This is a genomic window from Terrabacter aerolatus (assembly GCF_007991735.1).
Classification (GTDB): domain Bacteria; phylum Actinomycetota; class Actinomycetes; order Actinomycetales; family Dermatophilaceae; genus Terrabacter; species Terrabacter aerolatus.
On the sequence record NZ_BJYX01000040.1, the window covers coordinates 1 to 14,044 of the forward strand.

Annotated in this window: 11 protein-coding genes and 1 pseudogene; 6 read left to right on the forward strand and 6 right to left on the reverse strand. The window is 68.1% G+C overall.

The genetic code is table 11. The features are described 5' to 3' along the window. The first annotated feature begins 502 nt into the window (after positions 1 to 502). Positions 503 to 3,847 carry a putative Ig domain-containing protein gene (locus TAE01_RS19825; protein ID WP_147068538.1) on the forward strand — a complete coding sequence of 1,115 codons (3,345 nt, stop codon included), beginning with the start codon at positions 503 to 505 and terminating at the stop codon, positions 3,845 to 3,847. A gap of 150 nt (positions 3,848 to 3,997) precedes the next feature. On the opposite strand, the gene TAE01_RS19830 is transcribed toward TAE01_RS19825, so the two are convergent. The 6 genes and pseudogenes from TAE01_RS19830 to TAE01_RS20755 all read right to left on the reverse strand — a co-directional run bounded on the left by TAE01_RS19830 (position 3,998) and on the right by TAE01_RS20755 (position 10,172). Continuing rightward, positions 3,998 to 4,150, reverse strand: coding sequence for an excalibur calcium-binding domain-containing protein (locus tag TAE01_RS19830; protein WP_222594193.1), 153 nt, complete (start codon positions 4,148 to 4,150; stop codon positions 3,998 to 4,000). Positions 4,151 to 4,600: 450 nt separating this feature from the next. Then, positions 4,601 to 4,760: pseudogene (locus TAE01_RS21015) on the reverse strand (IS5/IS1182 family transposase); the annotation flags it as partial. Between the two features lie 202 nt (positions 4,761 to 4,962). After that, positions 4,963 to 8,016, reverse strand: a complete 3,054-nt coding sequence (gene mobF / locus TAE01_RS19835; RefSeq protein WP_281289331.1) for a MobF family relaxase — start codon at positions 8,014 to 8,016, stop codon at positions 4,963 to 4,965. Between the two features lie 250 nt (positions 8,017 to 8,266). Then, positions 8,267 to 8,656, reverse strand: a complete 390-nt coding sequence (locus TAE01_RS19840) for a hypothetical protein (RefSeq protein WP_147068540.1) — start codon at positions 8,654 to 8,656, stop codon at positions 8,267 to 8,269. A 144-nt stretch (positions 8,657 to 8,800) separates the two neighbouring features. Continuing rightward, a complete protein-coding gene (locus TAE01_RS19845) occupies positions 8,801 to 9,556 on the reverse strand; it encodes a hypothetical protein (RefSeq protein WP_147068541.1) in 756 nt (251 codons plus the stop codon). A gap of 124 nt (positions 9,557 to 9,680) precedes the next feature. Then, positions 9,681 to 10,172: an Rv3202a family protein gene (locus TAE01_RS20755; protein ID WP_222594194.1), complete on the reverse strand. Its 492-nt coding sequence runs from the start codon at positions 10,170 to 10,172 to the stop codon at positions 9,681 to 9,683. A 169-nt stretch (positions 10,173 to 10,341) separates the two neighbouring features. Here TAE01_RS20755 and TAE01_RS19855 point away from each other — a divergent pair, with 169 nt between their 5' ends. From TAE01_RS19855 to TAE01_RS19875, 5 genes are all read left to right on the forward strand, one after another. Continuing rightward, positions 10,342 to 10,773 carry an Hsp20/alpha crystallin family protein gene (locus TAE01_RS19855; protein ID WP_147068545.1) on the forward strand — a complete coding sequence of 144 codons (432 nt, stop codon included), beginning with the start codon at positions 10,342 to 10,344 and terminating at the stop codon, positions 10,771 to 10,773. Between the two features lie 612 nt (positions 10,774 to 11,385). Beyond that, positions 11,386 to 11,730, forward strand: a complete 345-nt coding sequence (locus tag TAE01_RS19860; protein ID WP_147068542.1) for a J domain-containing protein — start codon at positions 11,386 to 11,388, stop codon at positions 11,728 to 11,730. A gap of 368 nt (positions 11,731 to 12,098) precedes the next feature. After that, on the forward strand, positions 12,099 to 13,130 hold the full coding sequence (locus TAE01_RS19865; protein WP_246111473.1) for an IS110 family RNA-guided transposase: 1,032 nt from the start codon (positions 12,099 to 12,101) through the stop codon (positions 13,128 to 13,130). A gap of 220 nt (positions 13,131 to 13,350) precedes the next feature. Continuing rightward, positions 13,351 to 13,632 (forward strand): immunity protein CdiI family protein, encoded by a 282-nt coding sequence (locus TAE01_RS19870; RefSeq protein ID WP_147068543.1) that lies wholly within the window; start codon positions 13,351 to 13,353, stop codon positions 13,630 to 13,632. Between the two features lie 71 nt (positions 13,633 to 13,703). Further along, positions 13,704 to 14,009 carry a hypothetical protein gene (locus tag TAE01_RS19875; protein WP_147068544.1) on the forward strand — a complete coding sequence of 102 codons (306 nt, stop codon included), beginning with the start codon at positions 13,704 to 13,706 and terminating at the stop codon, positions 14,007 to 14,009. Positions 14,010 to 14,044: the final 35 nt, after the last annotated feature.

The window sequence follows — 14,044 nt, forward strand, 5'->3', positions numbered from 1 at the left end:
GGTCAAGGTCGGTTCGACGGGGAAGGTCGCCCTGACGAACAACAGCGGCGGCTCGACCCAGCTGATCGCGGACGTCGCCGGCTACTACCTGGCCGGGACACCGTCGGCTGCCGGGGCGTTCGTGTCGGTGTCGCCCGCGCGGGTGCTGGACACGCGCAGCAGCCTGGGGGCGACCGGTCCGGTCGCGGCGCACGGGACGGTGCACCTGCAGGTGACCGGACGCGGCGGGGTCCCGTCCTCGGGGGTGTCCGCGGTCGTGCTGAACGTGACGGTGACGGCGCCGACGAGCGTCGGGAACCTCACGGCCTACCCGGACGGCACAAGCATGCCCACGGCGTCGAACCTGAACTTCACCGCGGGGCAGACCATCCCGAACCTCGTCGTGGTCAAGGTCGGTTCGACGGGGAAGGTCGCCCTGACGAACAACAGCGGCGGCTCGACCCAGCTGATCGCGGACGTCGCCGGCTACTACCTCACCGGGACATCGGCGTCACAGCCGACGGTGGTCACGACGACGTTGCCCACTGGAATTGACGGCGCCGACTACCTGGCCACGCTGACCGCCTCCAACGGGACCGCGCCGTACACCTGGTCCGCGACCGGGCTACCCCCCGGCCTGAGCATCGACCCCGGCGGCGCGATCACCGGTATACCCACCTTCACCGGCACCTGGCACGTCACGGCTACCGTCACCGACACCGCGGGGCAGACCGGGACAGCCACGCTGACGCTAGCCGTCCCGGCGGCGCTGCCCGGCGCCTGCCACGACGCCACCTGCGCCTTCGCCACCCCAGACGGGGCCACCCACCAGGTCCCCGCCACACACATCACCACCGTGACGCTCGATCCGACCAGCGGCGCGGTCACCTCTGCCACCCTCGTCGCGACCACCGTGACCGCCGGAGACGTCCTCGTCCTGGCCCCTATTCCGACAATCCCGTCCGGGGCCATCGGCATCGCCGGCACCCCCACCACCAACCCCGATGGCAGCCTCACGGTCCCCCTGACCCCCGGCACCCTCGACGACGCCTACGCCGAAGGCATCCTGCACGCCGTCACCCCAGACCTCTCCCAGAGCTCCGCCTCCCCGGTGGCAGCCCCGGCCGGCGCCAAGTCGTCGATGGCACGCCGGACGACGGCCGCCGCGGCCAGCACGGGACTGACCTGCGACGGCTCGGTCACCGCGACCGCGACCGCCCTCAACGCCACCCCGACCGTCACCCCGGCAGTGACCGCGCTGTGGAAGCACCCGCTCTTCGGCGGCGGCGGCGTCTACGTCGGCTCCGGCGGCCTCTCCCTGTTCCAAGCCGACCTCGACGCGTCCCTGACCCTGTCCGCCGGTGTCAGCATCTCCGGCGCCGCACACTGCACCTACGGCTTCCCGACCATCAAACGGGTCCTGCCCGCCGGCGACCTCGGCGCTGTCGTCATCCTGGCCCGACCCTCCATCAGCTTGGACGTCACCGGGAAGATCGCCGCCACCATGAGCCTTACCTACCGCTGCCGCGTGGAGTACCGGTGGTCCAACGGCGCCGAGTACCGCACCGCGTACTGCTACCCCAAGGCCCAGCCCCTCCAGCTGACCTCGGACACGGGCGTCACCGCGACCCTGTCGGCCAGCATCGGCGCCACCGTCACTCTCGACGGTCTGTCCGGCATCAAGGGCTCCATCACGCCATCGGTGACTGCGGCGTACAGACCGCTGACCCACCCGATCGCCAGCCTCACCGGCAAGGTCGACGCCACCCTCTCCGCTTGCCCAGCCTGTCTGGTGAAGGGCTCACCCGGCAGCCTCACCCTCTACAACGGGACCCTCTACGGACCCAAAACGCTCGCCAGCTACGACAGCGCTGCCGGTCTGACAAGCAGCGCGCCGATCATCACCAGCACGAACCTGCCCGACGCCCAAACCGGCATTCCCTACACCGCCAACCTGACCACCGCCGACGACCGCAACGGCACCTGGACAACCACCGGCCTGCCACCCGGCCTGATTAGAACCGGCAACACCATCACCGGAACCCCCACCACCCCCGGCAATTTCGTAGCGACTGTTGCGTTCAGCGACAGCAACGGACACACCGCCAACACCACCGTGGGAATAAGGGTTTGGACCACTACACCCCCGAGCACCGGCCGCATCCCGGGCCAACTTGCTTGGGCACCCCCTGCCCTCATCGACCCCTCCATGCAGATGAACTCGGTGTCGTGCCCGTCGACCACCTTCTGCGCCGCCGTGACCGGTTCTGGGAACGTGGTCACCTTCAACGGCGCCACCTGGACGGCACCCACCCAGATCTATGGCACGTCCCTATCCTCGGTGTCGTGCCCGTCCAGCACGTTCTGCGTCGCCGTCGACGGCCACGCAGGGAACGTCACCCGTTTCAACGGGTCGACCTGGACCGCCTCTACCAACGTCGACCCCCGGGGGCTGTCATCTGTGTCGTGTGCCTCGAGCACCTTCTGCGTCGCCGTCGACGGCGGCGGCGCGGTCATCTTCAACGGCACCACGTGGACGGCACCTACTCACGTGGACATCGGCACGTACCCGCACACCTTGGTCTCGGTGTCGTGTCCGTCGATCACCTTCTGCGTCGCCGTGGACAATGGCGGGGACGGGGTCATCTTCAACGGCACCACGTGGTCGGCGCCCACGAGTATCGACGGCACGACCGGCCTGGACTCGGTGTCGTGTCCGTCGATCACCTTCTGCGTCGCCGTGGACAATGGCGGGGACGGGGTCATCTTCAACGGCACGACGTGGTCGGCGCCCACGAGTATCGACGGCACAATCGGCCTATATTCGGTGTCGTGTCCGTCGATCACCTTCTGCTCCGCAGCTGACTGGGACGGGCAGGTGGTCACCTTTAACGGCACCACGTGGACGGCACCCACCCCGATCGACGGCGGGAAGGTTCTCCACTCGGTGTCGTGCCCGTCCAGCACCTTCTGCGTCGGCGTCGACACCAGCGGGAACGTGCTCACCTTGAACGGCACTACCTGGACGGCACCCACCAGTATCGCCGAGGGCTACCCGGACTCGGTGTCGTGCCCGTCCAGCACCTTCTGCGCCGCCGTGGACGAGTACGGGAACGTGGTCATCTTCAGCGGCACAACCTGGACGGCACCCACCCACGTCGACAACAGCCCCGGCCGCCTCCTCTCGGTGTCGTGCCCGTCGAGCACCTTCTGCGCCGCAGTCGACGGCTATGGGAACGTGGTCACCTTCAACGGCACCACGTGGACGGCGCCCACCAACATCGACGGCACGATCGGCCTGGACTCGGTGTCGTGTCCGTCGAGCACCTTCTGCGCCGCCGTCGACGAGTACGGGCGCGTCGTCACCTTCAATGGCACCACCTGGACCGCCCCCATGACTATCGGGGCCGGTGGGATCGTGGTCTCGGTGTCGTGCCCGTCGAGCACCTTCTGCGCCGCTCTAAGCGACTATGGGAACGTAGTGACCTTCAACGGCGATACGTGGGCGCCACCCACCAATATCGAAAGCAAGGGCTACGGGCTGTCCTCGGTGTCGTGCCCGTCCAGCACCTTCTGCGCCGCCGTGGACGCGTACGGGAACGTGGTCATCTTCAACGGCACCACGTGGACGGGGCCCACCAGTATCGACGGCAGAAACACCCTATCTTCAGTGTCGTGTCCGTCGAGCACCTTCTGCGCCGCCGTGGACAACCTCGGAAACGTTGTCACCTTCGACGGGACCGTTTGGACGGCACCCACCCAAACCAACGGCACGACCGGCCTACGTTCTGTGTCGTGCGCGTCTAGTACCTTCTGCGCCGCCCTGGAGCCCGCAAACGGGGGGGTGGTCCTCGGCAGGGCCCCCTGACCGACGGAACGCACCAATCGAACCTTTCAATGGGTACCGTGTAGAGAACGACCCAGCGGATCAGCATGCAGTTGTCACCCTGCCGGGAACGTGGATGTCGCCCGGACATGTTGAGGCATGCGCGGCTGCGTAGTCACTCCTGAGTGCGCGCTAGTTGGGCCGGGTGTCACTCATAGCGATGCCGTCGCCGTCACGGTCGAACTTTTGCGAGTACCCGGGCTGTCCCGCGTAGATGGGGGCGCCTCCCGCGGCCCTGACGGCGGAGCAGTTGGCGTAGGTGCTCGGTTCCGGGGCGATGTACACCGGCGTTGGGGCCTTGAACTTCGTGGGGGCGGCAGCCTTGTCCCTGGCGGCGCGTCCACCTTCACCTTCGCTGCGGCGGCCTTCGCGTCCGCCGCCCGCTGTGCCTCAGCCGCGGTTCGCCGCCGATCGTATGGGCGGCGGTGCTGACCAACGCGTTACCGTCCAACGCTTTACCGGCGCGCGCGGAACTTAGCGCACGTCGCACCAACGAACGGTTCTGAGGCGCCCCACCACCGCACTGAAGGCGGGGCGTTCTGCTGCTTCACAACCCGTCTTCAGAAACTCAAGCAACGATGACTGGGGCGACAAGTTCCCTAGCCGTCCCGAGGCCACCCTGCGCAGGCGTCGGCGCGTCACTGGATGTCGTCGCGAAACGTCCACGGCCTCTCCGTAGCAACGCCGCTGAGGCAGACAGGTCCGACGCCTCGGACTCCGGTTACCTGTCGCGCACTAGGGCGTGTCTCCCAGTTCGTGTAGCCGAGCCACTATCGCTCCGAGAACGACGCCGCCGCGGGAGGTCAGGGCGAGCTTTGTCGTACCTGGTCGCCAGGCCGCGCCACTGCTTGAGGATGTTGAAGACGCCCTTAATGACGTTGCGGCCCTTGTACGCGTCGGTCCCTCAGCGTTGGCCTGCGGAGGCCGTAGCCGTGACATACGTTCGTCGCACCGGTCGAGGGCAATACTCCCACCCATGCTCTAGCCCGGGAATCGTTTTCCGCCTCCTTTTTCGACAGCGGATCCCGTGCCCAACATCGGAGCCGGCTCGGCAAGCCAGGCTGCTCACTATCCTGCGCACGCCGGCATGCCCCGACTCAGACCCCTCGGTCGGGGCCATGCGTAATGATCGACTGCCAGCGCGCAGAATCGCGCGGCACCGTCTTAAGAGGAAGCAGCAGGCTCGGCCTGAACGCAGACCCCCTAACCTCCCGGACCGCCGCCCGGCCTTCTGACTCCATGTGCCGCAGACGGGCACGCGTCGCGGTTGTGATTGCGGCGCCTTCGGCGGCGAGTCGAGCAGGATTGTTGTGGTGCGCCTGCTCCCGGGCTCTCGTCTCGGTGGCGCTCAGATCGTCGCCCGATCGCACCAGCACCTGTTCGAGAAGGATCGTCGGGTCAACGGTTGCAGGTGCTTCGTGGGAGCTCGATGCGTCGGGGTCGTATGCCGTGTCGACGTAGAGCATGTTGCACTCCCGACCACGCGTGGCCATCACATACAGAGGCTCGCGCATCGTCGTGGCCGTGACGAACGCGTGGGTCGTGTCGACGGTCCGTCCTTGGGCACGGTGCGCCGTCGTGGCGTAGCCGAGTTCCACGTGGGCAGAGATGTATTCGGCCTGGAGATGGGCCACTCCCCCACCGGAATCGCGCCGCAAGCGCAAGGAACCATCACGTCCAACCCGGGTGACGACCCACTGATCGCCGTTCTTGACCCAGCCCGACGAGCCGAGGTCGCGCTGGTTCTGGCGCGTCACGACGAGATCCCCGACGCCGATCACGGACCCGTCGCCAACGGTGACCCCGCTTTCTGCCACCCGTCCTTCAGCAACCGCGTACGCGCGCGCCCTGCGGTTCAGGTCGGCAACGGTGGCAGTGTCGGCGGCGACCATGAGCGAGCGCCGGCCAGCCGAGACGTCGTCGGTCCAGTTGGCGAAGAGCTCGTCGAGCATCGACTCGCGGTCGCCACCGCGGACCCTGCCCTGCCGGACGTACTCCCCCGCGACACCCTTGGCCCCGAGCCGCAGCCTGAGCGAGGCATCGCGCTCCCACTCGTGCCGGAACCGGCGCACATCAAGCAACTCGGGCGCATCACCCCGGTCGGTCACGACCAGCTTGAACGCACCACCGGCCGCGACCGGGGACAGCTGCGCCCAGTCCCCGACAAGGAGCACCTTCGCGCCGGCGGTGCGGGCATATGCCGTCAGCGAGTCGAGCTCGAACGTGCCGGACATGGACGCCTCGTCGACGATCACGAGCTGCCCCGGGCGCAGCCGCCACCGGTCGATGTCGTCGGAAAGTTGGCGCGCTCGGCGCATCAGCGTGCGGGTCCGCAGTGTCGGACTTGCGCGATCCAACGCCGCGCGCAGCCCGTCCAACTCGACGAGACGAGCCGGCTGACGTGCTGCCTCCGCGAGCCACTTCGTGGTGTTCTCCGTAGGCACCCCGACCGCCTCGGACAGCACCTCCGCGGCCGCCGCCGACGGGGCGAGCCCCACCACGGACCCCGGCCCGTGCTGTGACTCCCACACCGCTCGGATACCTGCCATCGCGGTTGACTTCCCTGCGCCAGCCGGACCCACGAGCACGTCGAGCACGCGTCCGGACGCGGCCACGCGGCATACGGCAGAGGCCTGTTCGGCCGACAGCGGATGGTCACGTCCCGGCAGATCGACGGTGCGCACGGCAGCGGCATTGGCCTCGTCCACGGCCGGCCCGTCGACTGCACGGCCGGCAGCGAGAAGCCGCTCCTCCGCGTCGACCAGGGCCTGGGTCGTGAAGAGCTCTGAGTCGCGCGGACGAAACCGTGAGGACCCGTCCGGGCGCCGCAGCTCGTCCGGGACGTAACCCAGGTCCGGCGGAGTCAACGCAACCGCCTGGCCGATCCCGAGCGCCGTGATCCGCTCCGCCACCACGGTCCTCTCGTCCGGTGACGCAAACCGGACGCCCTGGATCTGGCGCAGCGCCTCGGCGAACACGTTGGCCCGGGTGAACGTCGAGCGCTTGCCCGACACGATCTCGAGCGACACCCGAGCGGCTTCCTCGAGCATCGCCTCGGCCAGGTCCCCTGCCCACAGCAGCGGCAGGTCGTTGCGCCCAGCAAGGGTCGCGGCCCACGCCTGGGCGGCGTCCCCCACGAACGGCTGGGCCCTCGCCCGCCAGTGCCTGGCCAGCTCTCCGAGGGCCTTCAGCTCCTTGGGCGGACGCGTCTCCAACGTCGCGCGCTGACGCATCTGCAGCACCTCACGCGGCGTCGGCTGCCTCCCGTGGGCGTTGACGAAGTCCGCGACCAGCAGGTCCTTCGCGGCGTCGATCTCGGTGGTGCGCTGCGAGAACTCCGCCCGCAACGCCTCCCCCACCCCGGCGACCTCCCACTTCTCCACCGGTGAGTGGCGTCGCCGCTCGGGATCCCAGCCGTACCCCAGATCCCGGGTCACGAGGTCCGCAAGCACACCGTTGTAGAGCTCCGACAAACCCACCGACGCCCGGAAGAGCGCCTTGCTGTCCAGCGTCCGCCACCGGCCGTCCGACACCGCCTGCACCCGGTTGAAAACCACAACATGGGTGTGCAGCTGCGGGTCGCCAGCGCGCGAGTCCCAGTGGTCGAACGCAGCCGCCATGACACCACGAACGTCCTCCGACACCACACCGCCACGACCCGTCCGGGTGGCGAACACGTTCCGCTCCGCGTAGCCGATGACGAACTCCGTCGCGGCTATGTGCGCGGCATAAATGCGCCGCCGAGTCTCCTCGTCAGCCAGCCCCCAGGCCACCGACACCGACTTCGGTGCGCTGAACGTCAGGTCGAACCCCGCCACCGTCTGTGGCGCCTTCCGCTCCCGCTTCAACGCGTCGACGTATGCCGCCCGCTCGGCCCCCGGGGCCCGGCCCAGCGAGTGCCCGGTAACCGGATCCTGCAGCATCCCGAGCATCCGCCACAGATGCTCCTCACTGACCGTCGACCCCGAAACGATGCCACGCCCGCCGTCGAGGCCGGAGAGCCCAGACCCCACAAAACGGCCCGGAGGAGTGCCCGGTTCGCTGTAATACGCCGCCAGCGGCGACGACGTCAGTCCCCCGGCATCGCCCCGGGCAACGGAGGCCATGAGGTAGCGGTACCCCGAGCCCAGCGTCATCCTGCGAATCGACATCGTCACCCGCAGCGAACCCGGGCCACGGGGCACCCGCGGGAGTCCGCGGCCACCTTGGTGCCAGACGTGTGGAGCGAGAGTCCGGCAGCCGGCGGGGCTCGAGGGAAGGCACCCCAGGGCACAGGGCTAGGGCCCTGCGGCGTTGGTCTCCGCTGGGATGGACAAGGGCGCCGGCCACGGATACCAGTCGGGCAAGGAAGGCGAGTAAGTCAGGCTTCGGCAGCGACCACGAGGCGGGACGGAGGACGCTTCAGGCAGATCCGGTTACTGGCGGCCACTGCGGATACCCTTCGTCACCCTCTCCACGGAAGGCGTCGTCGCAGTTCATCGTAATCCGGTCGCATGCCACGGGCCTTCGATCCTGACGGGCCCCATCGCGGTTCTGGTCCGCGACAAGGGCACTCAACAGTCCCTGCGGCGGCTCGTCGTCCAGCCACAGGGGCGTTTCGCGCTTGGTGGCTAGTTCGGCCTCGTCCATCCATGTGGGGAGCCAGTCGGCGATCATCAGGTCGGGGTACTTCGCCCGGATCGCAACCTGCGAGGGGGCGATGAGAACGCCCCACAGCCCGCCCATGCCGTAGTCGTAGCAGACCAGGAACTCATCCTCCGACAACAGACTGGAAAGCCCTCGCTGGCTCATGCCTCGATCCCATCACACGTGGAGCACCCAGTGCGCTCATCGGCACGACCGCTCAGCGGCATGGTCGGACGTCGTCCGACGAGCGGCATGACAGGGCGGCCAGCTGCACCGATGTGAGAGTCTGGGCGCATGTCGACCGTTGCATCACGCCTTCGCCGAGTCGGCGCATGGATTGCGATGCTGGACCTCCGCGATCGTGCCGTCAGACCGCGCGACAAGGCGAGTTGGGTGTTCCTTCAGGGCCTTCTTGCACTGTGCGCGTCTTCTGCGATCTTCGGTCTCGGCGAGGGATCCAGGTGGGCACCTGTCATGGTTGCCGTCGCGCTCGTGCTGGTGGGTCGACTCATCCTTTGGCAGAACATTCGCCTCGGCACTAGATGGAGAAGTCGCCTGTAGGGGCGCAGACGGCAAGCGCTGACACGCGTCCCGCACGGCGGCGGGAAGTGCGTCTACTCGATCCGCGGTATGTCCGGTAATCGGGGCATGGCGCGGAGCGGCCAAACCGTCATCCCGACGTTCGAACGCCTTCGGGCCCACGCCGTGTACCGCCTCGACGACAACAGGTAGTTCCTTGATCGCGTCAACCTTGCTGCGTAGGCGTCGTCTGGCAACAACCTTCCGCCTGTACGGCCATCTCGTGCCGGGCCGAGAGACCGTCAACTGCCAGCCGAACCCGAACACGATTCGTCCGCCTAAGTTCCAGACAGCACCTGCCAGTGCCACGGGCAGGCCGTATTCGGAGTTCAGTGCCTGGTCGTATTGCCAACCGATGACCCCAGAGGGCAGGGCCTCAATCAGGTAGCCGATCCCGCCCGGTCCGACGGTCGTGTCCCAAGCTGGTTGGTCTCCATTCGCGACCGCTCCCGGCCCGTGGCCTCCGGACGGGCTGTCGTCATTCACGTTGGGATAGTTGCACATCATGGATCGATGGAGAGGTTGACGTGGGACCGCCTATCGGCGGCATGGTCGGAGGGCCCGTTCTCAACTCGCGTGACAGGGCCGAGGTTGGTCTAGGGGGCGTCCGTCACTGGTGTGGGTAGTCGTCCTCGGGCTCGTCCGGCACTTCCGCCTGCTGTTCGAGCTGGTCCGCCTCGTTTACGAGGTCTGTCGGGGCGTCGAGGAGGACGGCGGCGGAGGTGTCGGGCGCGGTGTCGGGGTCGACCGGAATTCGTTGTTCGAGGAGGTCGGCCTCGGGGATCTCCTCGGTGGGGTCGATGCGGTGGTCAGCCACGGTCGTCCTCCTTCTACGCGCTCGTAGTGCGGTGTTCTCGGCTTCGAGATCGAGCACCATCGCGATACCGGCCAGATTGAGTCCGGCCCCGAGCAGGTCGCTGATTCGGCGCAGCCGGTCGAGATCGTCGGCACTGTAGCGGCGCGTGCCGCCCTCGGTGCGATCGGGCTCCAACAGACCGCGGGCCTCGTAGAGCCGTAGGTTCTGCGCGCCCATCCCGACCAGCTCCGCGGCGGTCGAGATCCCGTAGACGCCCTGGTCGCTCGCCGGTCCCGGCCCGCTCATCGACCACGCTCCTTCTTTCGGCAACTTTCTGGCAGTTGCCCTCTTGCACCAGCGTCCCACCGGTGCTACAAAAAATCTATAGCGCATGCCACAGATCGCACGCACGGCATGGCCGGCGATCGTGGATGAGGCAAGGAGCATCAGAAGACGAGCGATGGAGGTGGAGACGATGCTGATGCGCACCGACCCTTTCCGTGAGCTGGACCGCCTGACCCAACAGGTTCTCGGCACCAACGGCACCTTGGCCCGCCCGTCGGTCATGCCGATGGACGCGTGGCGTGACGGTGAAACCTTCCATGTCGAGTTCGACCTGCCGGGCGTCGACCCGGACTCGATCGACGTGGACGTCGAACGCAACGTGGTCACCGTCAAAGCCGAACGCGCGGCTCGAGCCAGCGATGCCGAGCTCATCGCGGCAGAACGCCCACGAGGGGTGTTCAGCCGTCAGCTGATCCTCGGCGACAACCTGGACACGCAGCACATCACGGCGAGCTACGACAGCGGGGTGCTCTCCTTGGCGGTCCCCGTCGCCGAGCAGGCGAAGCCGCGCAAGATCTCCATCACCAGCAACGGTGAGGATCGGCGCTCCATCGACGCCTGAGAAAGGTGGGTGAGTGACATGCCCGCGACCCGGACTTCGCCCGCCGACCGCGTGGACTACGCCCCTGGCACGAGCGAACTCTTCCTCGAGCTGCTCTGCGCCGACGAGGATCTGCTGCGGGCCGAGTTCGAGGCGATCGTGGCCGCCGAATGGCCGAAACCCCCACCGGCCCAGCCAGTCGCAGGCCAGGCAGCCAGGCGACCTCATCGAGGGGCACCGCGACCAACGAGCGCCCGCCCCGCTGCGCCGCCAAGCCGGCCCCGGAATCCGGGCGACGGGGAGTGGAGCCGGCAACGATCGCCCCCGGCCGACCCTCGGCGATGAGGCCACATACCACTCGAAAGCCACGACACGACAAGAAGGGCAGGTGATGGCCAGACGTGAAGCACCGCTTCGGACGTGACTGCGTTGCTCGCCCGCACGTTTCACCCTGAGCGTCTGACGGCAGAACTTGCGACGCCCGTGCCCGCACGGCACACACACCTGAGGGGGCCGGCAACGCAGTCGTCCATACCAGGGGAGGGGTTGGTCCTAGCCGCTCCGGCCGGGACCACACCCTCCCACCGGCAACACCAGCCCACCGACCACCCCCCTCGAGGACGCCACGAAATCATGAGGACGACACCCAGCGACCTCTACGCCGTCCTGGGACTCACCCCGAGCGCCACGCCGACCCAGCTACGGCGCGCCTACCGCGCACTGCTCCGCCGGCACCACCCGGACACCCACGGCACCGACGCCCCCCGAGCCAGCGGCGAGCCAGACCAAGCAGCCGAAACCGTGCAGCAGGTGCTGACCGCCTACGCGGTGCTGCGCGACCCAGCCCGGCGAGCCGCCTACGACCGGCTGCGCACCCCCTCCACAACAGCCGTCCCCGTCAACGTCCGCGTCCACCAAGCCCCCACGACGCCGGACGACCCGCCCATCCGAGCCCGCCCGGTCCGCTGGCACACCTGACCCAGCCGGGTCCCGCGAGGCGGACCCCCAGATCAGGAAGAGGACAACTCCCCGACGAACTCAGGTATTCGAGCAGGTCCGCTGCTGGCGAGCCTCGATGGCTGGGAGGCCCTCACGACGCGTGCTCCTCCGCAACGCGGCTACTTGTTTCATTGACGGTAGGACCGGTGCCTGCGCAGGCTCGGTTCAGGTGTCCGGGTTGGTCGCTCGCATCAGCGGCTGTCCTTCCTTCGGGTCGTGACTCTCATTTGGCATGCGCCGGCCCGGGCACCGCAGGGCCGGAGAGGCTGAAGAAGGGAATGCGCTGCCGGAAGTAGCGGTGCCCTCCGCGCTCGACCAACTAGCTGGTTCGAGGTGAAGGGAGAGGCGTGGTGAACGTCAAGGAAGGTCCGGTCGTGATCGGCATGGACCCGCACAAACGCAGCGTCACGATCGAGGTGATGACGGCGGACGAGACCGTGCTCGGTGGCGGCCGGTTCGCCACCGACGTCGAGGGGTTCGCCGCGATGCTCGACGCGGTCCGGGGCTGGCCGGAGCGGACCTGGGCCGTGGAGGGCTGCAACGGGATCGGGCGGCACGTCGCGAACCGTCTCATCGCCGCCGGCGAGCACGTCGTCGACGTCCCACCGAAGCTGTCCGCTCGGGCGCGGGTGTTCGCGACCGGTCAGGGCCGCAAGACCGACGCCACGGACGCGCACTCGGTCGCGCTCGTCGGGACCCGGATGACCGGGCTGCGGCCCGTGGTCCGCGACGCCCAGCGGGAGGTGCTGCGGATCCTGGTCGACCGCCGCCGCGCCATCGGTGAGGAGCACACGTACAAGGTCAACCAGCTGCATGCCCTTGTGCTGGAACTGATTCCGGGCGGCGCGAAGCGTGACCTGTCCGCAGCCCAGGCCCGCCGGTTGCTCGCGTCGGTGCGTCCGCGGGACGTCGTCGGCAAGACCCGCAAGCGCGTCGCGATGGAGCTGGTCGTGGACCTCGAGCGGATCTATGCCCGTAAGAAGGCCGCGAACAAGGAGCTGCTGGCGCTGCTGGCCGACGTCGACACCACCCTGCTCGGCCTGCACGGCATCGGTCCCTCGGGCGCGGCGCGGTTGCTGGCCGAGGTCGGCGACATCACCCGGTTCCCGGACCGGGCGCACTTCGCGTCCTGGACCGGTACCGCCCCGATCGACGCCTCCTCCGGGGACAACGTGCGCCACCGTCTGTCCCGCGGCGGGAACCGCAAGATCAACCGGGTCCTGCACATCATGGCCACCGTCCAGCTGCGCACCAGGACCACCGACGGCCGGGCCTACTACGACCGGAAGGTCGCCACCGGAAAGACCCCGAACGAGGCGATGCGTTGCCTCAAACGACGCCTGTCCGACATCGCTATCGGGCCCTGCTTGATGACCTGACCCGGCACGCAGTGACGGGCCCGGGAGGACACTCGGGCAACGACTCTGACTCCAGCGCGACCGGCTCACAGCCCGCGACCGGCTCTTCGGACAAGTCACTTCCCGGACCCGCCACCACCAAGCCTACGACTCCGCTGCACCAGGCCTCTTGACACAGAAGGGAGCCAGATGAGGACGTTGCCGCCGGCGGGCGCGTTCTTGACGTTGCACAATCGGGCACATGACGCAGCTGGAGTTCTGGCCCGACTACGGCGCTGGTCCTTTGTGGACCGAGGACGGCAAGGCGGCCGATCTGGCGGTGCTTGGCCTGCCCGATCGGCTCGTCGAGCGCCTCGCGGTCTGGAACGGCCAGTACGCGGAGGAGAAAGTGCCACTCCCCGGGAGCGGTGACGCTGAGTGGTTGCGTGAGGGGGTCGCTCTCCTGCGCCGGACGCGGGAGGCCCTCGGCTCTTCTTTCCAGATCGTCGTGACCGAACCGTGGTGGGACGAAGATCCGATCTGAATGCGGCAATAGCGGACGCTCCAACCGCGGTGACACGGCTGCTGCGCACGTGACAGTGGGAAGGTACGCACATGGACACGCCAGACATCTCTGTCGCCGAGCTCCGCAGCGCGCTGACGCGCCTGCTCGACGCTACCGAGGAGCGGTTCGGCGCGGATTTGCGCTTCCCCGAAGATCCCTACTGGAACGTCCCTTTCAGTGAAGCCACGGTCCTGGACCGCGAACCGAAGCTCGACATGGGGTCCGTGGTGGACGACGCCGCGTCTGTGCGGGAGTGCCTAACAAGCGACCCTGACGAGTACGTGTCCATATGGCACGAGGCCGACCACATCGTCGGGCTTCTTCGTGCGATCGCTCGGCTCGATAGTCCGCGATAAGCGCGCTCGGCGGCATAGAAAGACGTTCTGCGCGC